The 26,042-nt window shown below is 63.1% G+C and carries 22 protein-coding genes; 12 read left to right on the plus strand and 10 right to left on the minus strand.

Annotated elements, in window-relative coordinates:
- Positions 1 to 4 precede the first annotated feature (4 nt).
- Genes sufC through ACQY4S_RS25445 form a run of 6 tightly spaced genes read left to right on the plus strand, consistent with a single transcriptional unit; the run spans position 5 to position 4,522 of the window.
- Positions 5 to 754 (plus strand): Fe-S cluster assembly ATPase SufC, encoded by a 750-nt coding sequence (sufC, locus tag ACQY4S_RS25420; protein ID WP_428487958.1) that lies wholly within the window; start codon positions 5 to 7, stop codon positions 752 to 754.
- The gene (gene sufD, locus ACQY4S_RS25425; protein ID WP_428487959.1) at positions 751 to 2,052 is read left to right on the plus strand and encodes a Fe-S cluster assembly protein SufD; all 1,302 of its coding nucleotides are present in this window, start codon (positions 751 to 753) and stop codon (positions 2,050 to 2,052) included. The genes sufC and sufD overlap by 4 nt, the downstream gene beginning before the upstream one ends.
- 5 nt (positions 2,053 to 2,057) lie before the next feature.
- Positions 2,058 to 3,305, plus strand: coding sequence for an aminotransferase class V-fold PLP-dependent enzyme (locus ACQY4S_RS25430; RefSeq protein WP_428488501.1), 1,248 nt, complete (start codon positions 2,058 to 2,060; stop codon positions 3,303 to 3,305).
- Positions 3,302 to 3,769, plus strand: coding sequence for a Fe-S cluster assembly sulfur transfer protein SufU (sufU, locus tag ACQY4S_RS25435; protein ID WP_428487960.1), 468 nt, complete (start codon positions 3,302 to 3,304; stop codon positions 3,767 to 3,769). The genes ACQY4S_RS25430 and sufU overlap by 4 nt, the downstream gene beginning before the upstream one ends.
- The gene (locus ACQY4S_RS25440) at positions 3,762 to 4,130 is read left to right on the plus strand and encodes an SUF system Fe-S cluster assembly protein (RefSeq protein ID WP_428487961.1); all 369 of its coding nucleotides are present in this window, start codon (positions 3,762 to 3,764) and stop codon (positions 4,128 to 4,130) included. Before sufU ends, ACQY4S_RS25440 begins: the two co-directional genes overlap by 8 nt.
- Positions 4,131 to 4,153: 23 nt before the next feature.
- Entirely contained in the window at positions 4,154 to 4,522 is a 369-nt protein-coding gene (locus ACQY4S_RS25445) for a HesB/IscA family protein (RefSeq protein ID WP_428487962.1), read from the plus strand.
- 330 nt (positions 4,523 to 4,852) lie between these two features.
- Here the strand turns inward: ACQY4S_RS25445 and ACQY4S_RS25450 are convergent, their stop codons facing one another.
- The 6 genes from ACQY4S_RS25450 to ACQY4S_RS25475 form a co-directional block, all read right to left on the minus strand.
- Positions 4,853 to 6,055: a CaiB/BaiF CoA transferase family protein gene (locus ACQY4S_RS25450; RefSeq protein WP_428487963.1), complete on the minus strand. Its 1,203-nt coding sequence runs from the start codon at positions 6,053 to 6,055 to the stop codon at positions 4,853 to 4,855.
- Positions 6,055 to 6,912, minus strand: coding sequence for an HpcH/HpaI aldolase/citrate lyase family protein (locus ACQY4S_RS25455; RefSeq protein WP_428487964.1), 858 nt, complete (start codon positions 6,910 to 6,912; stop codon positions 6,055 to 6,057). Before ACQY4S_RS25455 ends, ACQY4S_RS25450 begins: the two co-directional genes overlap by 1 nt.
- On the minus strand, positions 6,909 to 8,276 hold the full coding sequence (locus tag ACQY4S_RS25460) for an LLM class flavin-dependent oxidoreductase (RefSeq protein ID WP_428487965.1): 1,368 nt from the start codon (positions 8,274 to 8,276) through the stop codon (positions 6,909 to 6,911). The genes ACQY4S_RS25455 and ACQY4S_RS25460 overlap by 4 nt, the downstream gene beginning before the upstream one ends.
- A 15-nt stretch (positions 8,277 to 8,291) precedes the next feature.
- Positions 8,292 to 8,603, minus strand: a complete 312-nt coding sequence (locus ACQY4S_RS25465; protein WP_428487966.1) for a DUF4387 domain-containing protein — start codon at positions 8,601 to 8,603, stop codon at positions 8,292 to 8,294.
- Position 8,604: 1 nt separating this feature from the next.
- Positions 8,605 to 9,972 carry an acyclic terpene utilization AtuA family protein gene (locus tag ACQY4S_RS25470; protein WP_428487967.1) on the minus strand — a complete coding sequence of 456 codons (1,368 nt, stop codon included), beginning with the start codon at positions 9,970 to 9,972 and terminating at the stop codon, positions 8,605 to 8,607.
- Positions 9,973 to 10,090: 118 nt separating this feature from the next.
- The gene (locus ACQY4S_RS25475) at positions 10,091 to 11,290 is read right to left on the minus strand and encodes a potassium channel family protein (RefSeq protein ID WP_428487968.1); all 1,200 of its coding nucleotides are present in this window, start codon (positions 11,288 to 11,290) and stop codon (positions 10,091 to 10,093) included.
- A gap of 211 nt (positions 11,291 to 11,501) precedes the next feature.
- On the opposite strand from ACQY4S_RS25475, the gene ACQY4S_RS25480 reads away from it, so the two are divergent.
- Positions 11,502 to 14,702 carry an error-prone DNA polymerase gene (locus tag ACQY4S_RS25480; protein WP_428487969.1) on the plus strand — a complete coding sequence of 1,067 codons (3,201 nt, stop codon included), beginning with the start codon at positions 11,502 to 11,504 and terminating at the stop codon, positions 14,700 to 14,702.
- 109 nt (positions 14,703 to 14,811) lie between these two features.
- On the opposite strand, the gene ACQY4S_RS25485 is transcribed toward ACQY4S_RS25480, so the two are convergent.
- Complete coding sequence (locus tag ACQY4S_RS25485) at positions 14,812 to 15,795, minus strand: alpha/beta fold hydrolase (protein WP_428487970.1); 984 nt, start codon at positions 15,793 to 15,795, stop codon at positions 14,812 to 14,814.
- A 71-nt stretch (positions 15,796 to 15,866) separates the two neighbouring features.
- On the opposite strand from ACQY4S_RS25485, the gene ACQY4S_RS25490 reads away from it, so the two are divergent.
- Together ACQY4S_RS25490 and polA are read left to right on the plus strand one after the other, a co-directional pair.
- Positions 15,867 to 16,079 (plus strand): zinc-finger domain-containing protein, encoded by a 213-nt coding sequence (locus tag ACQY4S_RS25490; protein ID WP_428487971.1) that lies wholly within the window; start codon positions 15,867 to 15,869, stop codon positions 16,077 to 16,079.
- 31 nt (positions 16,080 to 16,110) lie between these two features.
- Entirely contained in the window at positions 16,111 to 18,867 is a 2,757-nt protein-coding gene (gene polA / locus ACQY4S_RS25495) for a DNA polymerase I (protein WP_428488502.1), read from the plus strand.
- A 572-nt stretch (positions 18,868 to 19,439) separates the two neighbouring features.
- Here polA and ACQY4S_RS25500 read toward each other — a convergent pair.
- Genes ACQY4S_RS25500 through purM form a run of 3 tightly spaced genes read right to left on the minus strand, consistent with a single transcriptional unit; the run spans position 19,440 to position 21,371 of the window.
- Positions 19,440 to 19,628: a hypothetical protein gene (locus ACQY4S_RS25500; protein WP_428487972.1), complete on the minus strand. Its 189-nt coding sequence runs from the start codon at positions 19,626 to 19,628 to the stop codon at positions 19,440 to 19,442.
- Between the two features lie 7 nt (positions 19,629 to 19,635).
- Entirely contained in the window at positions 19,636 to 20,277 is a 642-nt protein-coding gene (purN, locus tag ACQY4S_RS25505) for a phosphoribosylglycinamide formyltransferase (RefSeq protein ID WP_428487973.1), read from the minus strand.
- Positions 20,274 to 21,371 (minus strand): phosphoribosylformylglycinamidine cyclo-ligase, encoded by a 1,098-nt coding sequence (purM, locus tag ACQY4S_RS25510; protein WP_428487974.1) that lies wholly within the window; start codon positions 21,369 to 21,371, stop codon positions 20,274 to 20,276. Before purM ends, purN begins: the two co-directional genes overlap by 4 nt.
- 462 nt (positions 21,372 to 21,833) lie before the next feature.
- Between purM and ACQY4S_RS25515 the strand changes: the two genes are divergently transcribed.
- The 3 genes from ACQY4S_RS25515 to ACQY4S_RS25525 all read left to right on the plus strand — a co-directional run bounded on the left by ACQY4S_RS25515 (position 21,834) and on the right by ACQY4S_RS25525 (position 26,042).
- Entirely contained in the window at positions 21,834 to 23,000 is a 1,167-nt protein-coding gene (locus ACQY4S_RS25515; protein ID WP_428487975.1) for an AI-2E family transporter, read from the plus strand.
- Positions 23,000 to 23,689: an HdaA/DnaA family protein gene (locus ACQY4S_RS25520; protein WP_428487976.1), complete on the plus strand. Its 690-nt coding sequence runs from the start codon at positions 23,000 to 23,002 to the stop codon at positions 23,687 to 23,689. Before ACQY4S_RS25515 ends, ACQY4S_RS25520 begins: the two co-directional genes overlap by 1 nt.
- Positions 23,690 to 23,792: 103 nt before the next feature.
- Positions 23,793 to 26,042: an RNA degradosome polyphosphate kinase gene (locus ACQY4S_RS25525; protein ID WP_428488503.1), complete on the plus strand. Its 2,250-nt coding sequence runs from the start codon at positions 23,793 to 23,795 to the stop codon at positions 26,040 to 26,042.

Consider the following 26,042-nt stretch of genomic DNA (forward strand, 5'->3'; position numbering starts at 1 on the left):
TCGGATGTTGGAAATTCGCGGCCTGACGGCGTCGATCGGCGACAAGCCGATCCTCAATGGTATCGACCTGACGGTGCCTCCCGGGGAAGTGCATGCCCTGATGGGTCCGAACGGTTCAGGCAAATCCACTCTTGGTTACGTGCTGTCCGGACGTGAGGACTACACCGTGACCGGCGGCACGGCGACGTTCAGGGGCGTTGACCTGTTTGGCATGGAACCAGAACAGCGCGCCGCCGCCGGCGTGTTTCTGGCATTTCAGGCGCCAATCGAACTGCCTGGCGTGAACAACGCCAACTTCCTCCGCACCGCGCTGAACGCGCTTCGGCGCACGCGCGGCGAGGATGAACTGGATGCGGTGCAGTTCCTGAAATTGGCGCGGGCTGAAACCAAGCGGCTGGCAATGCCGGACGACATGCTGAAGCGCAACGTCAATGTGGGCTTCTCCGGCGGCGAGAAGAAGCGCAACGAAGTCCTGCAGATGGCGCTGCTGCGCCCGAAGCTGGCGATCCTGGATGAGACCGACAGCGGCCTCGATATCGATGCGCTGAAGATCGTTGCCGATGGCGTCAATACGCTGCGCAGCCCGGATTTTTCCGCACTGGTGATCACTCATCATCAACGGCTGCTGGACCATCTGGTGCCGAACCGTGTTCATGTCCTGCTGCATGGCCGTATCGTTCGCACCGGCGGCCCTGATCTGGCCAAGGACCTGGAAACGAGCGGCTACGCCAGCTTGATCGCGGAGGCCGCATGAGCGCCGCCACGTTCCTGCAGCGGTATGAAGACCTGATCGGCCGCCTGCCGGGCGATTCCGCTCTTCGGGCCGCCGCCGCTGCTGCGTTTCGTGCTGCCGGCTTGCCCGGCGGGACGCAGCAACGCCGGATCGAAGCCTGGAAATATACCAGCCTGCGTCCGGTCGCCGAGGCGAATTTCATGCCCGATACGGCGCCGCGGCATGAGGCCGAAACGATCCTTGCGGGCCTGCCACTGCTAGACGCGCCTCGCATCGTCTTTGTCGATGGCAAACCTCGCATGGACCTGTCTCATTTGCCCTCTTCGGCCGTTGTGGCGGGCGAAGGGGCGCCATCAACGCTTTTGCGCGACATGACGAACTTGAGCGTCAGCCGCTTCGCCGATCATCCGGATTTCGGCACCCTGACGTGGCCGGACCGGGAGCCCATGGTGGCGTTGAATACCATGCTCGCGATGGATGGCGTGACATTGAATGTGTCCGCTGGTCAGGATGCCGGCGTGCTGCAACTCGTCAGCATTGCGGTCAGCGACGCTGATTTTCACCCTCGTCACAGCATTCGCATGGCCCCCGGATCCCGGCTGACACTGGTGGAAGTTTCCGCCGGCCAAGGCACCTACCTGCTGAATACGGTGGCGGAAATCCATGTCGCGGATGGCGCGCACCTGACGCATATACGACTGCAGGACGAAGCCAGTGCCGCCTTTCATGTCTCCACCACCTATGCTGACGTGCAAGCCGGTGGAACCTACGACAGCTTTACGCTGAACCTGGGTGCCCGTCTGTCCCGCACCGAGGTTCACGCCGACCTGACCGGCGCGGGTGCCACTGTACACTTGAATGCGGCACAGCTTCTAAATGGATCGCAGCATGGCGACTTCACCACCGTTGTCGGTCATACCGCGCCAAACTGCACGTCACGCCAGACGGTGAAGAATGTGCTTGCCGGCCGCTCCCGCGGGGTTTTCCAAGGCAAGATCGAGGTCGCTCGCCATGCGCAGAAGACCGACGGCTACCAGATGAACCAGGCGTTGCTGCTGTCGCCGACCGCTGAGGTCGACTCCAAGCCCGAGTTGGAAATCTTCGCCGATGACGTGAAGTGCAGTCATGGCGCCACGGTGGGTGAGCTGGACGCCGAGCAGATGTTCTATTTGCGCAGCCGCGGCATTCCGGATGCCGAGGCACGGTCCATCCTGGTCCGCGCCTTTCTGGCGGAGGCCCTGAACGCGGTTGCGGATGATGCGATCCGCGGCCGACTTGAAACCGCCGTCGAAGGCTGGTGGCAGAGGCAGACAACATGAACGTGATGACAAACCCCATAGTCGAATCTGTTGGGCTGGACGTCGAGCGCATTCGTGCTGACTTCCCGATCCTGACACAGACCATTCGCGGCAAGAAGCTGGTCTTCCTGGATAGTGCCGCTTCCGCTCAGAAACCGCGTGTGGTGATCGACGCCATGGTGCACGCCATGGAGACGGAGTACGCCAACGTCCATCGCGGCCTGCACTGGATGAGCGAGCGCATCACGGAAGCATACGAAGCCGCGCGAGACGCCGCTGCATTGCTGATGAACGCGGCCGATCGGTCGGAAATCGTTTTCGTCCGCAACAGCACCGAGGCGATCAACCTGCTGGCGCACAGCTATGGCCGCGGCGTGATGAAGCGCGGACAGGCAGTATTGATCTCCGACATGGAGCACCATTCCAACATCGTGCCCTGGCAGATGCTGCGCGACGCACACGATATCGAGCTGCGCGTGGCGCCGATCACCGACGCCGGCGAACTGGACATGGCGGCGTTCGAGGCGTTGCTGGAAGACGGCAAGGTCGGGCTGGTCGCCATCACGCATATGTCCAACGTCCTCGGTACCGTCACGCCGGCGGAACGGATTGTCCAGATCGCTCACGCGCATGGCGCCAAGGTGATGTTCGACGGATCGCAGGCGATCGTGCATCGCAAGGTGGATGTGCAGGCGCTGGACTGCGATTTCTATGCCTGGACCGGGCACAAGCTGTATGGCCCGACCGGGATAGGCGTGCTGTGGGGCCGGCGCGAATTGCTGGAGCGGATGCCGCCGTTCCTGGGAGGCGGCGACATGATCTCGTCCGTCACGTACGAGCAAACCAACTGGGCAGCCGTGCCGCACAAGTTCGAGGCCGGCACGCCGGCGATCCTGGAAGGCATCGGCTTGAAAGCAGCGATTGATTACGTTCAGGCGATTGGCTACGACGCCATGGCGGCGCATGAAGCATCGCTGACCGAACATGCCTTGGCACGGTTGTCGGCCGTGCCTGGCGTGCAGATCCTGGGTCAGGCGCAGGACCGCGGCGGCGTGGTGTCTTTTGTCCTGGACAAGGCCCACGCGCACGACGTCGCGACCCTGCTGGACCGCCAGGGTGTCGCCGTTCGCGCCGGTCATCACTGTGCCGAACCACTGATGCGCCGTTTTGGCCTGGACAGCACTGCCCGCGCCAGCTTCGGCATCTACACCACCCACGGTGAAATCGATGCATTGGCGGATGGGTTAACCCGCGTCCGGGATTTCTTTCAATGAACCAAGTGGATGATTTCGCTGATCTGTATCAGGAAGTGATCCTGGATCACGGTCGGAGGCCGCGCCATGCCCAGCGGCTGGCGGCATTCGATGCCACCGCCAAGGGCGACAACCCGATGTGCGGCGATCGAGTACAGGTGTGGGTCGCATTTGACGCCGATACCGTGAAACAGGTTGGCTTCGAGGCACGGGGCTGCGCGATCAGCGTCGCTTCCGCCGACCTGATGGCGGAAACCGTTCAGGGTCGAGGCAAGACCGACACAAAAACCCTGTTCGCCGCTTTTCGCGACATGGCTCGAACCGGCACCTGCCCCGATTGCGGCCCGGCTCTCGCCGAACCGCTGGAACGGTTGGCGCCGCTGTCCGGGGTCCATGAGTACCCATCGCGGGTGAAATGTGCGACGCTACCCTGGCATGCGCTAATTGCCGCATTGGACGGCACCAAGGAGGCAAGCAGTGAATGACATAACTCCTCCCACCATATGGACTCCCGATGGCGAAACACCGGTCGAGACCTCTGGTCCGCCGTCCGAGGAGGCCTTGATCGAAGCCATCGCGACCGTCTACGACCCGGAAATTCCGGTCAACATCTATGAACTAGGACTGATCTACACGATCGAGATCGCTGATGATGGTGCCGTGAAGGTGGAAATGAGCCTGACCGCTCCCGCCTGTCCCAGCGCGCAGGAACTGCCCGTGCAGGTGCAGCAGGCTGTGCTGACTGTTCCAGGCGTCACCTCTTGTAACGTCGAGACCGTCTGGGAGCCGCCCTGGGATCCGTCTCGCATGACCGAGGAAGCTCGGCTGCAGTTGAATATGTTTTGATCGATCGCGACATAGGTTGCACCATGAGCACAACAACGACCGCGCCCCGCAGGACTCGCGCCCTGCCGCCATTGATGAGCCTGACCGAGACCGCCGCCGAGCGGTTGCGCAATCTCTACGCCAAGGGCGAGCAAGGCAAACTGCTGCGCATCAGCGTTAAAACCAAGGGCTGCTCCGGCATGTCCTATGACATGTCCTGGACCAATGAGGCCGCCGCGACTGATGAGATCGTCAAGGACAAGGATCTGACTGTCCTGGTGGACCGCAAGGCCTCGCTGTTCCTGATCGGCACTGTGATGGACTACGAGGTAAAAAACCTGACCGCCGGCTTTACCTTTACCAACCCGAATGAGAAGGGCCGCTGCGGCTGCGGTGAAAGCTTTCACGTCTAACACTGTTAGGTGAAGCAACGATCAAGCAGGGTGACGAGGTTTCGTTTCCGTAGTATTGAGAATTTATCCGGCGTAGGGAGATTCGGGTGAATAACATAATCTATATCGTAGGGCTCGTTGTCGTCGTTATCGCGGTACTGAGTTTCTTCGGTTTGCGGTAGATTGGACGGGTTCGTGTTGGCGGCTGGTCCCGCCATCACGGACCGTTCAACCGATTGACTGCGTCGGCTGTGCGCAGGCACCGCATTGAGCTTACAAGTCACTACCCTAACTGGTTGATAGTATCCGTGGTATTGCCAATCGTTCGGTTTGGGCAGGGCCGCTGTTCGTTCATATAACACCCATGGTCCGCAGCCGATCTAGTTCATCGTCCAGCAGACCGAGACGGCCCTGGTAAACGTCCTTGTTGTGCACACCAAGCTCCATGCCAAGCCAGTTTATCTTGCCGGGAGTCTCGCTGAGACGTGGGACGAGGTTGGGCACCGCCAGTTCACCGATGCGGGGGTCGAGCATCCTTAGGATGTTGCCGCGGGCGGCGTAGTGCGGATCCTCGAAGATTTCGTCAACGGCATAGACCGGCCCGCACGGCACCTGACTGCGCTCACAGACCGCCATCAGGTCGGCGCGATCCATCGTCGCGGTCCAGGCGCCCACCGTTTCGTCCACCGCGGAACGGTCACGCTCCCGTGCTGCCAGCGTCCCCCAGCTTTCCGTCGCGGCGAGGTCCGCGCGGCCCATTGCCTCGGCGAGCCGGGCAAAGATCTTGTCGTTGGTGCAGGCGATGGCGATCCAGCGGCCGTCCTTCGTCGGATAGTGGCTGTGCGGCACCACGTTCACAGTGCCAGGTCCCATCCGCTGGCGGACATAGCCCTTGTACGCATAGGCGGGCGCGAGTTCGTCCAGGATGCGGAAGATCGGCTCGTAAAGCCCGATATCGACCACCTGACCTCGCCCGGTCTTCTCCCGCGCCTGTAGCGCCAGCAGGGTACCAAGCGCACCGTACACCCCGGCCAGATAATCGGGGATGGTCGCCGATCCGGGCGTGACCGGTGCGCGGTCGGGATAGCCGGCCAGGAATGACAGGCCGCCGAACGCGTTGCCGATGCGTCCAAAGCCAGGCCGATCCTTGTAGGGACCGGTCTGGCCATAGCCGGAGATCCGCACCATGATCAGCCGCTGGTTGACGGCACTCAGGACGTCGTATCCAAGTCCCCACTTCTCCAGCGTGCCAGGCTGGAAGTTCTCCACCAGAACGTCCGAGTCCGCGACCAGCCGCTTCAGCAGCGCCGCCCCATCCGGCTTGCGCAAGTCCAGCGTGATGCAGCGCTTGTTGCGTGACTCCGACAGCCACGGCAGCGAGTCGCCGCAGTCCGTCATGGTGCCGAAGCGGCGAGTGGCGTCGCCGGTTCCAGGCAGTTCCACCTTGATCACATCGGCGCCGAACTCGCCCAACTGAGTGGCGCAGAACGGGCCGGCCAGGAATGTCGAGACATCCAGCACCCGGCAACCGTCTAGGGCTTGCACATCAAGCATCACGCCGTTCCTTGTGCCAGTACGCGGCGGGCGCGTTGAACAATCGGATAATCGATGAACTGACCGTCAAGCTGGATCGAGGCCATGCCTTGCGCCTCCGCCGTTTCGAATGCGGCGACCACCCGCGCGGCCTGCGCGACGGTGGCTTCATCCGGCGTGAAGGCGGCGTTGGCGCCCGCGACCTGATCCGGGTGAATGCACATCTTGCCTTGGAAGCCCAGGCCGGCGGCGTGTCTGGCGGAGGCGGCAAAACCGTCAGAATCGCGCAGATCGGCCCAGACCGTGTCCAGCGGCGGTTCCAGCCCGGCAGCGCGGGAATGCAGCACGCAAGCGGCCCGATGCGGCAGCAGCTCAGCCTCGGTCCGCGTCCACGCCATGCCCATATCCAGCGTGAAGTCGCCGGCGCCGAAAGCGATGCGCCGCATGCGTGTCTCCGCGCCACAGATATCGGTGAGGTTGCGGATGCCCAGCGCGGTTTCGATGATCGGGATCAGGTCGACGACACCGACGGGAAGTCCGCGTTCGCGTTCCAGGTTGGTGATCAGCCAGTCGACGGCGCGAAGCTCGTGGCCATGCTCGACCTTTGGCAGGATGATGCCGTCGAGGCCGGCGCGTACAACGGCTGAGAGGTCGCCATGGCACCACTCCGTCGTCAGTGCGTTGACCCGGACATACAGTCTGCCGGCACGGGGTTTGCCGAATACCTCGGTCACGACCGGTCGGGTGGCTGCCTTTTCACTGACCGCCACGGCATCTTCCAGATCCAGAATGACGCCGTCGGCGGCCAGTCCCAGCGCTTTTTCCACCCGGCGCGCATGGTTGCCGGGGGCGAACAGCAGGCTGCGCAAGGCGGTCATTCGGCTGCCCTGCGCGCCGTGTGCCAGTCCGTGGCGTGCGGGATTGGCAGTCCGAGATTTTCTCGTAACGTCGTGCCGCGATAGTCGGTCTGGAACAGGCCCCGCCGTTGCAACTCCGGCACCAGCAGGCGGACCACGTCTTCATAGCTGCCCGGCATGTGGGTCGCTGCCAACACGAAGCCATCGCAGGCGGGTGCCATGAACCATTCTTCCATCTGGTCTGCCACCGACTTCGGCGTGCCGCAGAAGACCTTGTGTTCGGCGATGGTGCCGCGGCCGGAGACTTCAACGAAGTCGCGCACTGTCGGGTTCTTCTTGCCGGAATGCTTCACCACGCGCTCACGAAACCCGTGCCAGGAAAAGGCTGCCAGTTCCTCGTCGCTGAACGGTTCGTCGTAGCCCTTGGCGCCAAAGTCGTAGTTGAGAACTTCAGAAATCAGCACCAGTGCATCGACCGGCTTGGCCGATGCCTCGATCACCGCACGCTTCGCCTGGGCAGCGTCTTCCGACTCCGCGACGATCACGTAGCAGGCCGGCGCGACCTGCACCTGGGCGGGATCACGGCCAGCCGCGGCGACCGCCTGCTTGAACGCCGCGTATTGCTGCCTGCCCGCCGCCAGATCATGATAGATCACGAAAATTAGCTCGGCCCATTGCGCGGCGAAGGCCTGGCCGCGGCCGGACTGGCCGGCCTGGATCAGCACCGGATGGCCCTGCGTCGATCGCGGCACGCTGAATGGCCCACGCGACTTGAAATAGCGTCCGGCATGATCGAGCCGATGCACTTTTGCCGGGTCGGCGAAACGGTTGTTCGTCTTGTCCAGGATAAGGGCGTCATCCTCCCAAGTGTTCCAGTGCCCCATGACAACGTTCATGAATTCATCGGCGCGGTCGTAGCGAGCGTCGTGTTCCATGTGTTCGGCATGGCCGAAGTTCAGCGCCTCGGCGCTGTTCAACGACGTGACGATGTTCCAGGCGACGCGGCCCTTCAACATCAGGTCCATCGTCGCGAAGACCCGAGCGACATGATACGGCTCGTAGTAGGTGGTGGAGTAGGTCGTGCCCAATCCCAGCTTCTGCGTCTCCATGCCCATCGTCATAAGAATGGTTGACGGGTCCATCTTGACGGCGCGCACACCCGCGCCCACCGCATCAGCGTGGTGCCCGGTGTACAGGTCCGGCAGCGCCAGCCGATCATCGAAAAAGGCGAGCTGGATCTTGCCGTCCTCCAGGGTACGGGCGATGCGCTGGTAGTATTCCGGCGTGGTAAAATCCAGCATGGTGGACGGATGGCGCCACGATCCTGGCAAATTGGAGCAGTTCTGCGCTTGCAGGAAAGCAACCAGGGTCATCATGCGGTTCATCAGACCGTCTCGCTTTCAGATTGGAAGATCAACATCCAGCAGCGGCGCATGCTGCTGGCAGCCATAGACGTCGGTGTCGCCGAAGTCACCGGCGGGGACCAGGCGGGGCAGCGTTGCCTTGAAAGCAAACGCGGCATCGTATGGCGTGAACAGGACGTGTTGTTCGGGCACGTTGTAAAGCCTGGCGAACAGCGCGGGACAAAGCACGCCGGTGGCTTTCACGCGTTCAAAAGTTTTGGCGTTGTCGAACACCACGTCGATGGTCAGTTCAAATGGCCCGGCGTTCTTGCTCTTGCAGACTGTCGCCACGTCCTTGATCAGCGCCATGTCACAAAATCTCGTACTGGATCGGGAACGGTTCGGTCGGATCGTCGAGTTCCGCAATGTGGTAGACGCTGAAGCGATAGACCGGCCCAACCTCGATGTCCGACGGCGAGAACGGAAAGGCCATGTTGCCTTCGCGGCACAAGCGACCGGGGAAGTCGGTGTGCAGCATGTTGGTCCGCGCCATGCCCAGCACGGCGTTGGCCATCTCCTGGCTTTGCCGCGACACCACTTCCAGCACGAAGCCGAGTTCATGCGGCATCGCGTCCCGCAACGGCTCGCGCGCCGCCATGACGCCATCGCGGCCATAAATGCGAATGCCAAGCTGATAACTGTCGGGCGAGGCGCCAAATCCGGCCGCCTTGGTCGCGACTTCGCCGCGGACGCTGGCGATGAAATCGTCCAGGCGGCCAATCAGCAGCGGGTCGCGGGTGCCGCAGACGCAGACGGACCGGTAGCCAGCCAGTTCCACGCCTTCCAGCTTCACGGTGTATTGGGCAGCGGGATTCCAGCGCATACCGGAGATCCGCACCGCCCGGTCGCTGACCGCCTCGAACCGGCAGTCGGAGGTATCCAATGTTCCGCCCGGTTCGATATGATGGATTGGACTGCTGTTTTCATGCAGCGAATGATTGGCGATCGACAGCGGCGTGCAGCGCCGGGACGGATTGGTCGGCTCGCATTCGACATAATCTTCCTGGACCGTGACGAACAGGCAATCATGGCCCTTCGGGATCGATGGGGTCGCGCCGCATTCCAGCATCTTGCCGGCATACCAGGCTGGCGCTGGCGGAAGCTGCGCACGCGTGGCGGCGGCGGCCCAGGCGGCGGGATCGCTGGCCCGCCCGGCCAGCACAACCTGGGCACCGGCGTCCAGCGCCTCAATGAACGGTTCGGCACCCATCATGCCGACGATGCGCGCCGAACTGTCGATGATGGCGTTGGTCAGGGGTGGCTGATGGGCGAGCGGCCGCACCCGGCCAGCCGTGACCCGGCGTTTCACCGACTCCTTGTCCTGTTCGGCTTGAATCAGCGCCATCTTGAAGTGCAGCCCGTCCTCACGGGCGATCCGCTGAACCATCGCCGCGATCAGGTCGAGATGCGGCGCTCCGCCCGCACCCCCGCACGTGCCGATCACCAGAGGAATGCCCGCGCGGACCGCGGCGTTCAGCATCAGCCGCAGGTCACGGCGGATGGCGATGGGGGAGCAGAATGGCTTGCCGGAACCAAGGTAGTGCGGCCCAGGGTCAACACTGCCGCCATCGACTCCGATGACGTGCGGGTCGCGCGCCATGCCGGCGCGCAGGGAGGTTTCCGGGAACCCATACCCAAGGATCGCGCTGGTGGACAGCAGGCGGATTTCCTTGCTCATGCGATGTTCACAGGGGCTGGCTGCGCCATTGTTGCTTCCTCCTGGGAAAGGGAATGCACCCATTGCGGCCGATCCGGCAAGCGCAGCGGGTGAAAGGGCACGTGAAAATGGTGCCGCGTCACTTGCGTTTCAGCCGAGCGCGCAGCTTCTGGGAAGGTTTGCCGGGAGGTGAGTCGCGCGTGACGGGTTCAGTCGGGCGAGCTGAAAGCTGCTCTATCAGGCGGCCGGCGATCAGGCCACGATGGCCGCGCTGCCAATGATCCGCGGCGTCCTCCGTGGCTATCCATTCCGGTAACGGCAACAGCAGCGCGGACCCCAGGCCGTCGAGCAATGGCTCATATGTGGCGCGCAGCGCAGTCAATGTTTCCTCGGCGTCCCCGCCGCCATTCCACTTCAGGCCAGCGTTGGAGAAGATCGCTTCCATGCGAAGATATTCCGTGTGCGGCAGGCGGTTGCCGCCAGTATACCGTGATGGGCTTACGCCGAAAGATCGCGTCATCTCAACAACGACCTGGCGCGCCAGGGCGAAGGTCATGCGGGCTTGCAGCGGCTGCAACTCCTCCACGCCCACCAGGATCAAGGCGCAACTGTCCAGTATCGCCGTAATGGCGGCCAGCCAGGACTGGTTGTCGTGCTGCGAACGATAGTAGACCAGCATTGGATAGGACAGATGGCTTTCGAGTAGTTCGGAACTCCATATCTCCCATTCGCGCAGCAGGTCATCCAGCTTGTTCAGGCCGCCGGCCTCTGCGTGCCGGCTTAACATCGTGGTGGCGGTCGGCGGTGAGCCGGCGCGGGCATCGAGTTGGATGACATGCGCCTCCCGCCGGGAGAACAGTTGATACAGCACGGGCAGGTAGCCGATCACGACCGCGATCAAGCCGATGCCGGTGCCGGCTTCGATAACGCTGATGGCGCGAGCCGCGCCTGAATATGGGACCACGTCGCCATAGCCGAGGGTGAAGAAGGTCACCCCGCTCATGTAGATCTGTTCCGTCAGGGACGATCGGGCCCCATGGAGATCGCCTTGCAGCGCCCATTCCAGCAGCCCGAATCCGGCAACAAGGGTGGCGGCCCAGAGGATGAACAGAACCACCATGGACAATGCGCCGAAGACGCTGAGGAAGCGCTCTCGCAGCGCCCCGGCGGATAAGCAGCGTGCCAACCCACGCCAGACAGTCCAGGCCGCGCTGAAGTAATAGCGGGTCAAGCGAACACGCCGATCAACGCGCCGTGGCAGCAGCATTACCTCGAACGCGTCCTGCAGCACGACAAAGAGTATGACGACCGCCAGGATAGCGGCGATCCATGAACTCATGTCAGGTCGCTTCCAGGGCGGGCGTGTTGAAGTGCAATCCAGCGTCCTTTTTTCATGCCATTGTGGGTGAACGAGCATGTTTGTTTCAGGTTGCTGAAACACAATGTCACTCGCGTCTAAGGCAGGTAGATGGGCGGCCGAGCCGGCGGGCAAAGCGAGATAGCACAAGAACAAACTGGCAACATTAGGCCGATCCAGTTACACTCCCTTAATGTATACCGAGCTTCAGGTCACCACGAACTACAGCTTCCTGCGCGGCGCCTCGCATATCGAGGAGCTTGTCGCCCGCGCCGCCGTTCTCCGCATGCCCGCGCTCGGCATCACCGACCGCAACACCGTGGCCAGCGTCGTCCGGGCGCACGAACGCGCGCGGGAGGCTGGGATTCGCCTGATCATTGGTTGTCGGCTGGATCTGACGGATGGCCCCTCCGTCCTGGTCTATCCCACCGATCGCCTGGCCTGGTCACGCCTGACCCGCCTGCTGACCCTGGGCAAGCAGCGCGCCGGCAAGGGCAAATGCGAACTGCATTGGTCGGATCTGGCGGAAGCGGCGGAAGGATTGATCGCCATCCTCTGCACCAATCCAACCGGTGAAAACATTCGCCGCCTGAAGGCTGACTTCCAGGATCGCGCCTATGTCGCCCTGACCCTGATGCATCGTCCCAACGACGCGGTGCGGCTGCAAATCATTCAGGACGTGGCGAGCGCTCTGAATGTGCCGACGGTCGCCACCAACGACGTGCTGTATCATGCTCCCGCCCGGCGCATCCTGCAGGACGTGCTGACCTGCATTCGCGAAGGCTGCACCATCGACACCCTCGGCCGCCGCCGAGAGCGTTCAGTCGTACGCCACCTGCAATCATCTGATGAAATGGTCCGCCTGTTCGCCCGCCACCCCGATGCCATCGCCCGCACGCAGGAAATCGCCGACCGCTGCCGCTTCAATCTGGACGAACTGCGTTACCAATACCCGCACGAAGTCCACATCCCCGGCCTGAATGCCCAGCAGACGCTGGAAAAACGAACGTGGGAGGGCGCGGCCAGACGCTACCCCGATGGCATTCCCGACGACGTGATGAAACAGCTTCATCACGAACTGGCGCTGATCGCCGGCCTGGACTACGCGCCGTATTTCCTGACGGTGGACAGCATCGTCCGTTTTGCTCGATCCCGCCACATCCTCTGCCAGGGCCGTGGCTCCGCCGCCAACTCCGCCGTCTGCTTCGTGCTGGGGATCACCTCGATCGATCCCACCCGCAGCGGCCTGCTGTTTGAACGCTTCGTCAGCGCCGAACGCCGCGAACCGCCTGACATCGACGTGGATTTCGAGCATGAGCGGCGGGAGGAAGTCATCCAGTGGGTCTACGACACCTATGGCCGTGACCGCGCCGCCCTGTGCGCCACCATCATCCGCTACCGCGGCCGCGGCGCGGTGCGCGATGTCGGCAAGGCGATGGGCCTGACCGAGGACGTGACCGGCGCCCTGGCGTCGCAGGTCTGGAGCTGGAGCGAGGATGGCGTGGCGGAGGAACATGCCGCCGCGCTGAACTTCAACCTGGCGGACCGCCGCCTGCGCCTGACCCTGGATCTGGCCCGCGCGCTGATCGGCTTTCCTCGCCACATGTCGCAGCACCCCGGCGGTTTCGTTCTGACGCAGGACCGGCTGGACGACCTGGTGCCGATCGAGCCCGCCAGCATGGTCAACCGTCAGGTAATCGAGTGGGACAAGGACGACATCGACGCGCTGCGCTTCATGAAGGTGGATGTCCTCGGCCTGGGCATGCTGGGCTGCATGCGGCGAGCTTTTGATCTGCTGGCGGAACACAAGGGGCAAAGGCTGGATCTGGCAACCATTCCGCCGGAAGACCCGGCCACCTATGCGATGATCCGCAAGGCTGACACCTTGGGGACCTTTCAGATCGAATCACGCGCGCAGATGTCGATGCTGCCGCGGCTGAAGCCCACCACGTTCTATGATATCGTCATTCAGGTAGCGATCGTCCGGCCCGGCCCGATCCAGGGTGACATGGTGCATCCTTATCTGCGTCGGCGCGAGGGGCTGGAAAAGGTCGAATACCCCACACCTGAGCTGCGGCGCGTGCTGGAAAAAACCCTCGGCGTGCCGCTGTTTCAGGAACAGGCGATGCAGGTGGCGATCGTCTGCGCCGGCTTTACTCCGTCCGAGGCCGATGCGCTGCGCCGCAGCATGGCGACGTTCAAGTTCACCGGTGGCGTGTCGCATTTCAAGGACAAGCTGATCGCCGGCATGGTCGAGCGCGGCTACACCGCTGACTACGCTGACAAGACGTTTTCCCAGATCGAGGGATTTGGCAGCTACGGCTTTCCGGAAAGCCACGCCGCGAGCTTCGCGCTGATCGCCTATGCCTCGTCCTGGATGAAATGCCACCATCCGGACGTGTTCTGCTGTGCCTTGCTGAACGCCCAGCCCATGGGCTTCTACGCCACCGCCCAGATCGTCCGCGATGCTCGCCTTCACGGCGTGGCGGTCCGGCCGGTTTCGGTGAACCAATCGGCGTGGGACTGCACGTTGGAAGGCGCCGCCGTACGCCTGGGGTTGCGGATGGCGAAGGGTCTGTCCGGCATCCATGCCGACGAGATCATCACACGCCGCGGCGCCGGCTACCGTTCGATCGAGGATCTGTGGCACCGAGCGCACGTGCCGATCGCGACGCTGGAACGGCTGGCGGAAGCCGATGCCTTTCAGGTGCTTGGGCTGGACCGGCGGCAGGCATTGTGGACGATCCGCGGCCTGTCCGACATGCGCCTGCCGCTATTCGACACGATGTCCACCGAACCGGACCCGGAACCCGCCGTCGCGCTGGCGGCGATGACCGCCGGGCGACAGGTGGTGGAGGATTACCGCAGCACCGGCCTGTCCCTGCGCCGCCATCCCGTCAGCTTCCTGCGGCCGGACCTGTCCACGCGTCGCATCGTCCGCTGCGCCGACCTGGCAACGATCCGGGACGGCAAGCGGCTAGAGGTCGCCGGCATCATCCTGGTGCGTCAGCGGCCGGGCAGCGCCCGGGGCGTGTTGTTCATTACTATCGAGGACGAAACCGGCCACGCCAACCTGATCCTCTGGCCCTCGATCTTCGAGGCGCAGCGCCGTCTGGTGCTGTCCGCCAGCATGCTGGCCTGCCGCGGCAAGCTGCAGCGGGAGGGTGAGGTGATCCACGTCATCGCCGAACACCTGACCGACCTGTCTGGCCTGCTGCAGGGCGTAGGCGAACGCGACGAGGAGTTTCCAGTGCCCTATGGCCGCGGCGATGAAGCACGGCATGGTGGCACGCCAGACGCGCGGGAAAAGCAGCGGCCTGGCAGCCGCGATATCTACGTGCGAGACCAGCGTCCTGAGAAAGGGATCAAGGTGCCGACGCGGGATTTTCGGTAGGCAGCGGCCGCGCGACTGCAGACCACCGGCGGTACCCACACCCCCATTAAATCATGACGCAAACCGCCGGCGATGCCGGCGCCGTATCAATCCGTCCACATGCAAAACTCTATTCCTGCCGCGCCAACCAAACCACCCCCGCCTTGTCCGCCCCGGACGGCAGCGGCGCGGCCGGATCCTTGATCCATGACAGGATATCGCCGATTGGCACCGCCCGGTCCTTGTCGCGCAGCAGCAGATGATAGCCGCCCGGATAGAACGCCCGCACGGCGCCGAGCGGCAGGGCCCGCCAGGTTGCGGCCGTGGCGCGGGCCGGAACCAATTCATCATGCCCACCGTACAGGAACAGCGCCGGTGCGCTGAAGCGCGGCGCGACCGCCTCGGCCTGATCCATCAGGTCCACCAGCCCCTTGATCGCATCCACTCGGGTCTCGCGAATCGTCAGCGGGTCGGTGGACAGCCGGACCAGGGCGTTGCGGTTGTCGGTCGCGGTCACCCTCACCAGCCCGCCGCCAGTCACGGTCAGGCCAGGCACGGTATGGTCGGCAAGCCACAGCGACACGCGCATGACCACGTTCATGTTCGATCGACCCCATACCGCCGGGGCGATCAGCACATACCCATCCACCGGTGGCGGGTCAGGCTGCGTCGCCAGCACCATCAGCCCGGCGGCGCCCATGCTCTCGGCCATCAGGATCAGCCTTGTCCGCGGATAGCGCGCGCGCAACAGGCGAGCCATGACGCGGTCATCGGTGGTCAGGCCATTGGTGCCGGGCCACAGGCCCCTTGTCCGAGTGGCGCCGAAACCGCGCTGGTCGGGGGAGAACACCGCGATGCCCGCGTCGGCGAGGGTGGGCGCCGGATACTCCCACGCATCGCGGCTGTCGTTCATGCCGTGCAGCGCCAGCAACACGGCTTTCGGCCCAGCTTTTGGCATCCAGACGCGATAGGGCAGTGCGGTCCCATCGGGCATGATGAACCGATCGGCGGTTTCCGCCGGTTTCTCTACGCCAGGGCCCGGCAACGCAATGTGGCCGACGCACCCAGTCAGCAGCAGTGCAGCCAGCAGGATGCAGCCAAGGCGACGGATCACGGGATCATGGTTGAAAGCATTCGCCGTATCGCTATCATCACGCTGCTTCCCCGACCAGATAAAGGATCGAAATGCCGGACGGCGCCGCCCCACCGCTGACCCCTCAGGTGACTCCGACCGAGATCATCCACGTCGACACCCGCACGATCGCCTGCGACGGCGGCGATGGCGCGCTGGGTCACCCAAGGGTCTTCCTCCGCATCGCCGGCGAGCAGGTCATGTGCCCGTATTGCTCGCGGCTTTACATCCTGAACCCGGGAGCCGGCCACGCCAGCGGACATTGAAATAGCGGCGAATAATCCTCTCGGGGATGACATCCCGGCCGAGGTTGCGGCCAAGCCGCTGCACCTGGTCCTAATCGACGGATCGGGGTTTATCTTCCGCGCCTTTCATGCCTTGCCGCCAATGACTCGTCCGGACGGAACACCGGTCAACGCCGTTTTCGGCTTCACCAACATGCTCGCCAAGCTGCTGAAGGAGCATGTCGGCACCCATATCGCTGTCATCTTCGACGCCGGCCGCCTGACATTCCGCAACCGCCTTTACGACCTGTATAAGGCGAACCGCCCACCGCCGCCGGACGAATTGATCCCGCAATTCGCCCTGGTGCGTCAGGCGACCGAAGCCTTCGGCGTTCCGGCGATCGAGCTAGCGGACTGGGAGGCCGACGACCTGATCGCTGCCTATGCCCAGGCCGCGTCCGACGTCGGCGGCCAGGTGACCATCGTGTCGTCCGACAAGGACCTGATGCAACTGATCCGCCCCGGCGTGGAGATGCTGGATCCGATCAAGCAGAAGCCGATCGGCCCGGTCGAGGTAATGGAGAAATTTGGCGTCACCCCCGATAAGATGGTCGAGGTGCAGGCGCTGATCGGTGATGCGACCGATAATATCCCAGGCGTGCCCGGCATTGGCCCCAAGGGTGCGGCCCAACTCATCAATGAATATGGTGATGTCGAGGCCGTGCTGGCGGCCACCAAGGACATGAAGCCATCGAAACGGCGAGATATGCTGATCGAGCACGCCGCCAAGGCTCGCATGTCCCGTGAACTGGTTCGGCTGCGGCTGGACACGCCGCTGCCCGTGCCGGTCGCGGCGCTGGGCCAGCGCGACGCCGACAAGACGGTGCTGTCCGCCTGGCTGGCGCAACAGGGCTTCCGCAGCACGATCGCGCGCCTTGGACTGGATGCGGCCGAACCGGTCGCAGCGCCGCGGCCTACGGTTCAGGCCGATCTGGGACTTGGCAGCCCGCCGAATCCCGGAGCTGGTTTCGGATCCTATGAGACTGTCACCACCGCCGATGCTTTGCGTGGCTGGGCGGCCGAAGCCATCGCCGCCGGTCGCGTCGCCATGGACACCGAGACGAGCGGGCTGGACGCGATGCGCGCGCACCTGATCGGCTTGTCGCTTGCCACCGCGCCAGGACGGGCTTGCTATGTTCCGCTGGCGCATGAAGTCCTGGGCGATCAACTGACGCTTGATACGGCAGTCGAGGTGCTGGGACCGCTGCTGACCGACCGCTCGGTGCTGAAAATCTTCCAGAACGCCAAGTTCGACATGATGATGCTGGCTCGCTCCGGCTTTCCGATGCCGGCGCCGGTGGACGACACCATGCTGATCTCCTACGCGCAGGAGGCGGGCCTGCATGGCCATGGACTGGACGAATTGGCTCGGTTACATCTGGGGCACACACCGATCAGCTACGACGAGGTTACCGGCACTGGCCGCAACCGGATAAGCTTTGCCCAGGTGCCGATCGACCGCGCCACCACCTATGCCGCCGAGGATGCCGACGTCGCGCTGCGCCTGTGGGATGTGCTGCGCCCACGGCTGCGGCTGAACGGTGGCTTGGCGCTGTATGAGCAGATGGAACGCCGCCTGATGCCGATCCTGCTGGAGATGGAGCGTGCCGGCGTCAAGGTCGATGCCGCCGACCTCCGTCGCATGTCGGTGGATTTCGAGGCACGCATGGCGGTGATGGAGCAGGACTGCCATCGCCTCGCCGGCCACCCGTTCAACGTCGGCAGCCCGAAGCAACTGGGGGAGGTACTGTTCGACGAGCAGAAACTGCCCGGCGGCAAGCGGATGAAGACCGGAGCATGGGGGACAGACTCTTCCGTCTTGCAGGCCCTGGCGGACCAGGGGCATGAACTGCCGGAGCGCATTCTGGAATGGCGGCAGTTGCAGAAGCTCAAGTCCACCTACGCCGATGCGCTGGTGGAGGAAATCCATCCGGAAACTGGACGGGTGCATACTTGCTTCGCCATGGCAATTGCCTCGACCGGGCGGCTGTCATCGACCGATCCAAACTTGCAGAACATCCCGATCCGGACCGAGGAAGGCAGCCGCATTCGGGGCGCTTTCATCGCTGAACCTGGGCATGTGCTGGTCAGTGCTGACTACTCGCAGATCGAGTTGCGGCTGCTGGCCCATGTCGCCGACCTGCCGGTGCTGAAGCAAAGCTTCGCCAACGGGGAGGACATCCACGCGCGTACCGCCAGTGAGGTGTTCGGCGTACCCATGCAAGGCATGGACCCAATGATCCGCCGGCGCGCCAAGGCGATCAACTTTGGCATTATCTATGGCATCTCCGGCTTTGGCTTGGCGCGTCAGCTTGGCATCACGCCAGGGGAGGCGCGGGGTCTTATTGATCGTTACTTCGAGCGCTATCCTGGCATCCGTATCTACATGGAACGGACAAAAGAGGAAGCGCGGATCAAAGGCTATGTCCTGTCTCCCTTCGGCCGCCGCTGCTGGGTCCCCGGCATCGCCGACAGGAACGGCGCTCGGCGTGCCTATGCGGAGCGGCAGGCGATCAACGCGCCGTTGCAGGGCGGCGCGGCGGACATAATCAAGCGCGCGATGGTCCGATTGCCCGCCGCACTGAAGCTGAAAGACCTGCGCTCAAGGCTACTGTTGCAGGTTCATGACGAACTGCTGTTCGAGGCACCGGAGAGTGAGGCGGCGATACTGGCCGGGGTGGCGCGCCAGGTGATGGAGAGCGCGGCCGTGCTGTCGGTGCCGCTGGTGGTGGAGACGGGATTTGGTCGGACGTGGGCGGAGGCACATTAAACCATGATCGTTAGTGTCCGATCATGGTCCAGTGCTTTGCCTGATCGCGTGATCCACGCTTTCTGACGGGTCAGCCTCAGGCGATCACGCTTCAGAGCGGTTTTTCACCGTCTCGAGTTGCGCCGTTCTGGCCAGGACTTTCAAACCCTTTGAGGAGCCGAGTTTCCCTTTCATGGTCAATTCGGCGGGACCTTAGGGCCGCAGCCTGCTCAACCGACCCGCGCGAGCGGATTGTCAAAACCGTCAACAAAGGCGCCTTAGGACTCGCAGCAGCCTTGTGGTCAAAGCCGATACTCGTTCGGCGATCCGCTTGGCGACCACGCGTGCGACGGAGGAGCGGCGGTTCCAGGACACCAGCACGTCTGTCGCCAAGCCCACCGGCGACGATCTTCGTTCATGGACAGCCGAGGAGCACATCAGGACTAGTTGTTGGCGCTGGTGAGCCTGGAGGCAGACCCAAGGTTGGCAAAAGAAGGCGCCCACGGCCTCGCTATTCCGTATAAAGTGCAAGCTAATTGGAAAACGCTGCGGCGAAATTGTAATGATATATGTGGTTACCTGACGTAAATCAGCTACAACAGGAACACCGCCATCAAGACCAACAGCACCACCATGAAGATCACCGCTCCGGTCGTTGCCGTGGTGAATCCATTCCACATTTTTTCTCGATCGGCGGTCAAAGCTTCCAGTCCATCTGGTCCGGAGGAACGCGCAGGACTAGGTTCAGCCATGGAGATCGTCACCTCGCTGGTTAAATTCATCCTTGTTTTATTCTAGGTTCCCGAGCGAGGGCAAGGGGCTCGCGAGGTAAGACTCCGCGGGCGGATCGGTCGCAGCTATTCCAGCGGCAAACGCCGCCAGGGCTGCCGGATATATGACATGCTCCTGCCGGAGTACCCGCGCCGCCAGGTCGTGCTGCGAATCGCCTGACAGTACTGGGACCGCCGCCTGCGCCAAAATGGGCCCCTCATCCACCTGATCGGTGACCAGATGAACCGTACAACCGTGCAATTTCACCCCCGCCTGGAGCGCACGGGCATGCGTGTGCAAGCCGGGAAACGATGGAAGCAGACTGGGATGGATATTCAGCATGCGGCCCTGCCAGGCCTTCACCAGGAACGGGGTCAGCAGCCGCATATAGCCAGCGAGGCAAACGATCTCGACAGCGACCTCGCGCAGCCGAGCATCGAGGGCCGCCTCATGTGCCGCCCGGTCATTTCCGAATTGCCGATGATCGATCACCGCGGTCTGGATCCCGGCGTGCTGGGCGGTTGTCAGCCCGGCGGCGTCAGGCCGGTTGGACAGCACCAGCGCAATCCGCGCCGGGTAGGCCGGATGCCGAGCGGCGGTGATGAGCGCTTGCATGTTGGACCCGCGGCCGCTGATCAAGATACCGACTGGCCTTTTCACGTCACCGGACCAAGCGCGGGCCAGCCAACTGGCAGAGCAATCTGCACGCCGGCTTGGCCATCTGCCGCTGTGATCACGCCGATGCGGCTGACGCTTTCCCCATGCTGCTCCAGCAGACGCGTGGCGGCATCCGGATCGGACACCACCAAGGCCATGCCAACGCCGCAGTTGAAGACACGCAGCATCTCTTCGGCCGAGATGCTGCCGGTGTGCGCCAGCCAGCCAAAGATGGCAGGCACTGGCCAGGTTGGAGTCAAAGCCGCCGCCGTCCCGGCCGGCAACACGCGCGGCAGATTGCCCGACAGGCCGCCACCGGTGATGTGGGCGGCCGCCTTCAGCAATCCAGCGCGGTGCAGCGCCAGCACCGACCGAACATAAATCCGCGTCGGCGTCATGAACGCCTGACCCATGGTTTGTCCGGGCGCAAATGGCGCCGGATCATTCCAGGACAGCGCGCTGATTGTCATGACGCGCCGCACCAGCGAAAAGCCGTTTGAGTGCAGCCCCTGACTTGCGAGACCCAGCACATGATCGCCCGTGGCGACCGCCCTCGGCAGCAGAAAACCGCGCTCAGCCGCGCCCACCGAGAACCCGGCCAGATCGTAATCGCCGGTGTCATACAGGCCGGGCATCTCCGCCGTCTCGCCACCAACCAATGCACAGCCGGCCTGCCGGCAGCCATTGGCGATGCCGCCGATGACTGCACGCGCCTGCGCGACCGACAACTTGCCAGTTGCGAAATAGTCCAGGAAAAACAACGGCTCGGCTCCCTGAACAACGAGGTCGTTGACGCACATCGCAACCAGGTCGATCCCAACGGTATCGTGAAGCCCAGTCTCGATAGCAATCTTCAACTTGGTGCCGACCCCGTCGGTGGTGGATACCAGCACCGGATCGGCAAAACCCGCGGCCTTCAGGTCGAACAGCGCACCGAAGCCGCCAAGGCCGCCGATCACGCCAGGGCGGACGGTCGCTTTCGCCAGCGGCTTGATCGCCTCGACAAGCGCATCCCCAGCCTCGATATCAACGCCAGCGTCACGATAACTGAGGCTGCCTTTGTCCGATGCAGCGGCCTGCTGTTCCTTACGGCTCATGCCATTCCCTCTATGCCTAGCCCGCCGCACCAGATGTCGCTCGAAAGAACCATGGACCGCTGGTTTGATGCAAATCAACGTCCTGATTATTATGTTGCGCCAGTGACGATGCGCCGGATGTGGCAACTGGTCAGGAGAACCGCTTTGCAATGCCTGATCGCCCGCGCGTCGATTACCAGACAGCGGCGGCGCTACCGGTGTGGCTGGCTATCCTTATGTTCCACTGTGCCCTGACTGTCGGTGCCGTTGTCGCCCTTGCTGTTACCGGATATCCGGGCACCAAATCTATCCGCTGTTTGTTGTTGGAGTGGATATGTGCTGCAGATCGTCTTGATGGTCGTTATCTTGCTGATCAGCGGCTTTGGCCTGGGGCCGCCTGGGGCCGAGGTGGCGCTATCTGGGTTGTCACAGCGACGATGTTGGCCTCGGCCTATGGCGTGAACACAGCCCGTGGAGAGACAGGTGCCGCCAGCCGATCAGAATAATCCCATCGCGACCGAGGCAACGGACGCCATGGCCGAAGGCTACACCGCTGCTCCATCGCGGGCCCTGACAACGCATTCGACGCGAACCCAGAGAATCACGCTTATCATCGGACTGCTGGTCGCATTCTGGCTGGTGCTGCAACTCTTTGGGTCAGTGCTGGCGCCATTCGTAGCGGCCGCGGTGATTGCCTACGCGCTCGACCCGGCGACAACCCGGCTGCACCGGTTGGGGCTATCTCGCGGCGCGGCGGCCTTCGCGATGATCATGGCGATGATCGCCGCGGTGCTGCTGTTCGCGCTGCTGCTGTATCCGCTTGTCGTGGTGCAGGTCGGGCTGCTGGTCAACCGGATCCCGCAATACGCGACCCACCTGCAGGGCTGGGCGCGGGAAATGCTGACCCGGCTACAGGAGAATTTCGGCCCCGACGTGGTCAACGACAAGCTGCGGGATCTGGTCAGCGGCCAGGCTGGATCAATGTTGAGTATTCTGCTGTCGACCGTCATTGGTGTGATTGGCAGCGGCTTCGCCATCTTCAACCTGTTATCGCTCGCGGTCGTGACGCCGGTGGTTGGATTCTACCTGCTGCGCGACTGGCCGAACGTGGTTCGCATGGTGGATTCCTGGCTGCCGTTTCGCTACCAGGCGGTCATCCGTGCCCAGGCGAGGGAGATGGACCGCATCCTGTCGGCCTGGGTGCGTGGCCAGGCATTATGCTGTCTGTTCCTGGCGCTGTATTACGCGTCGGGTCTGACTGTAGCGGGGCTGGATCTCGGGCTGATCGTCGGGCTGACGGCGGGACTGCTGTCATTCATCCCGTACGTCGGTTCCATCACCGGCGGTGTCACCGCGATCGGACTGGCGCTGGCGCAATTTCCACATTGGCGCGGCGTCGTGGTGGTAATCTGTGTGCTGGTTATCGGACAGATCCTGGAAGGCTATGTGATATATCCCCGCTTCCTGGGCGACCGGGTGGAGCTGCCGGCGGTCTGGGTGATTTTTGCATTGCTGGCCGGAGGCGCCGCGTTTGGCTTCGTTGGTGTCATGCTGGCCGTGCCAGTGGCCGCGACGATCGGCGTGTTGGCGCGCTTCTGGCTACGCCGTTATTTGGCTAGCCCGTTATACCTCGACCCGCCGGCCGGCTGATGCAGGCCGTGCGCTTGCAGCTTGCGCTGCCATTTCCGCATGACCCCACTTACGATGCACGGGACTTCATACCCGCCGTCTCCAATCATAATGCACTTGCGTGGCTGGAGCGGGTGGTGGATTGGCCGGATCGGCGGCTGGCATTGTGGGGACAGGCCGGCTGCGGCAAGTCTCATCTACTGCATCTTTGGGCGGAGCGGGTCGGCGCGGTTCGCCTGGCAGGTCAAACCTTGGGCGGTCTGCAAGACCTGCCAGCCACTGGGGCGGTTGCGATGGACGACGCCGACACGGTGGCGCTGGACACCACGTTGCTGCATGTGCTGAACACGGCACGCGACCGGGGGCTGATTGTGCTGATGACCAGCCGATTGCCGCCCGCCCATTGGCCGGTCCGCCTGCCTGATCTATCCAGTCGGCTGCGGGCCATCACATCGACCGAGATTGAGGCGCCGGACGATGATCTGCTGCGAACCATGCTGCTCCGGCTGCTGGCGGACCGGCAGTTGCAGGTCTCGCAAACGGTACAGGACTGGCTGCTGCGGCGTCTCCCACGTGCGCCGGCCGCGTTGCGGGAGGCTGTAGCTCGCCTCGACCGTGCTAGCTTGGTGTGCGGCAAAGCGATCACCCGTTCGCTCGCCGCGAGCTTGCTGGCGGCAGAGGACGATTGCGACAACGATCAGCTTTGCTAGCCGATCACCTCTCCTCCCACTGATGGATTGGGTTACTCTGATGTTAACCGTAAGCAGCCGGCGGGGCAGAAAGATCATGCAGAAGGTTGGCCAGGCAGAGGCAATGCCTTGGGCCGTCACGCCCGCAGCATCAGTTCCGCAGACGCTTCTGACAAACGCGAATGGAGCTGAACAAGCTTCCTTGCCGGAGCCTCGACAGGGGATCGACAGTCCGGAGCGCTTTATCAACCGAGAGCTTTCCTGGCTGGATTTCAACCGCCGCGTCCTTGAGGAGGCCGAGGCCATCCATCACCCGCTGCTGGAGCGACTCCGCTTCCTGTCCATCAGCGCATCCAACCTTGACGAGTTCTACTCGGTCCGTGTCGCCGCCTTGATCGGTCAGGCCAAGGCGGGTGGTACCGTGACATCCGCCGACGGACGCACCGCGGCGCAGCAGCTTGTCGAGATCAAGGTGCGGGCTGAAAGCTTGCTGGCCGATCAGCAGCGCATCTGGCGGGATTTGCGCGCGCTGCTAGGCCAGGCAGGGCTGGTCGTCTGTGGTACGGAGGTCCTGACCCAGGCGGACAAGGCCTGGCTGGACGACTGGTTCATGGAGCGGGTATTTCCGGTCGTCACGCCATTGGCAATCGATCCGGCCCATCCGTTTCCATTCATTCCGAACATGGGCCTGGTGCAGGCCCTGCTGCTGGTGCGGGAAGAAGATGGACAGGGCATGCGCGGCCTGCTGCCGCTTCCCAGCCAGGTCGACCGTTTCATCCCGCTGCCCATTGGTGAGGCCGGTGCGCCGATCCGCTTCATCCTGCTGGAAGATCTGGTGGTGCTTTTCCTGAACCGGGTCTTTCCGGGCTTTCGCCTGACCGGGCAGGGGCTATTTCGCCTTATCCGCGACACGGACGTAGAGTTTGAGGAAGAAGCCGAGGATCTGGTGCGCTCTTACGAAACAGCCTTGAAGCGCCGCCGGCGTGGCGTCGCTATCCATCTTGAAGTCAGTGCCGCCATGCCGAAGGAATTGCGGGAACTGGTGGTGGACGAACTGGACGCCGCCGCGGACGAGATTCACGCCGAGGAAGGGCTGCTGGGGCTGGTGGACCTGCGGCAGTTGATCGTGGAGGAGCGACATGACCTGCTGTTCGCGCCGTATACCCCGCGCTTCCCGGAGCGTATCCGGGATTTTGGCGGCGACTGCTTCGCCGCGATCCGCGCCAAGGACATCATTGTTCATCATCCCTACGAAAGCTTCGACGTGGTGGTGCAGTTCCTGCGTCAGGCGGCGCAGGATCCGGCGGTGATCGCGGTAAAGCAGACGCTGTATCGCACCAGCCGCGACAGCACGATTGTCAACGCGTTAATTGAAGCGGCGGAGGCCGGCAAGTCGGTGACCGCGCTGATCGAGCTGCGGGCTCGGTTTGACGAAGAAGCCAACATCCGCCTCGCCCGACGCATGGAGGCGGCCGGCGTGCAGGTTGTCTATGGCTTTACCGGACTGAAGACGCACGCAAAGCTGTCGCTCGTGGTCCGGCGGGAGGCTGGCGCGATCCGCTCCTACGCGCATTTCGGCACCGGCAACTACCATCCAATCACCGCGCGCATTTACACCGACCTGAGTTTCTTCACCACCGACCCGGCGCTGATCCGTGACTCCGCGCGCCTGTTCAACTTCATGACCGGCTATGCCCGTCCGGAAACCATGGAGGAGCTTGGTTTCAGCCCCTTGACGACACGGCCGAAACTTCTCGCGCTGATCCGCAAGGAGATCACGTTCGCACAGGAGGGAAAACCTGCTGGAATCTGGCTGAAGATGAACAGCCTGACGGATGTGGCGCTGATCGAGGCGCTTTATGAAGCCTCCAACGCTGGGGTGAAGATCATGGCGGTGATCCGCGGCATATGCTGCCTGCGGCCTGGCGTGCCTGGTCTATCGGCGAACATCCGCGTCAAATCGATCGTGGGACGATTTCTGGAACACGGCCGCATCTATGTTTTTGGCAATGGCAATCTTTTGCCCAATCGCCATGCGCTTGTTTTTATAAGTTCCGCCGACTGGATGGAGCGAAATATGGATTGGCGCGTTGAAACCCTGGTGCCAATCCACAATCCGACCGTCCACGCCCAAGTGCTGGACCAGATCATGGTCATCAACCTGAAGGATTCACTGCAATCGTGGGAACTCAACGCAGACGGCGCTTGGAAACGCGTGGCGCCTGGCCGCAAACCGATTTCGGCGCATGACTACTTCATGACCAATCCATCCCTCTCCGGTCGCGGATCAGCGCTGCACGGACCAATCGTCGCTGCCCCGGTCGGCTCGCCGATCAGTGGATACCGACGCCAGGACCGACTTAATCAGGACTGA

Source organism: Rhodopila sp., assembly GCF_965276935.1.
GTDB lineage: Bacteria > Pseudomonadota > Alphaproteobacteria > Acetobacterales > Acetobacteraceae > Rhodopila.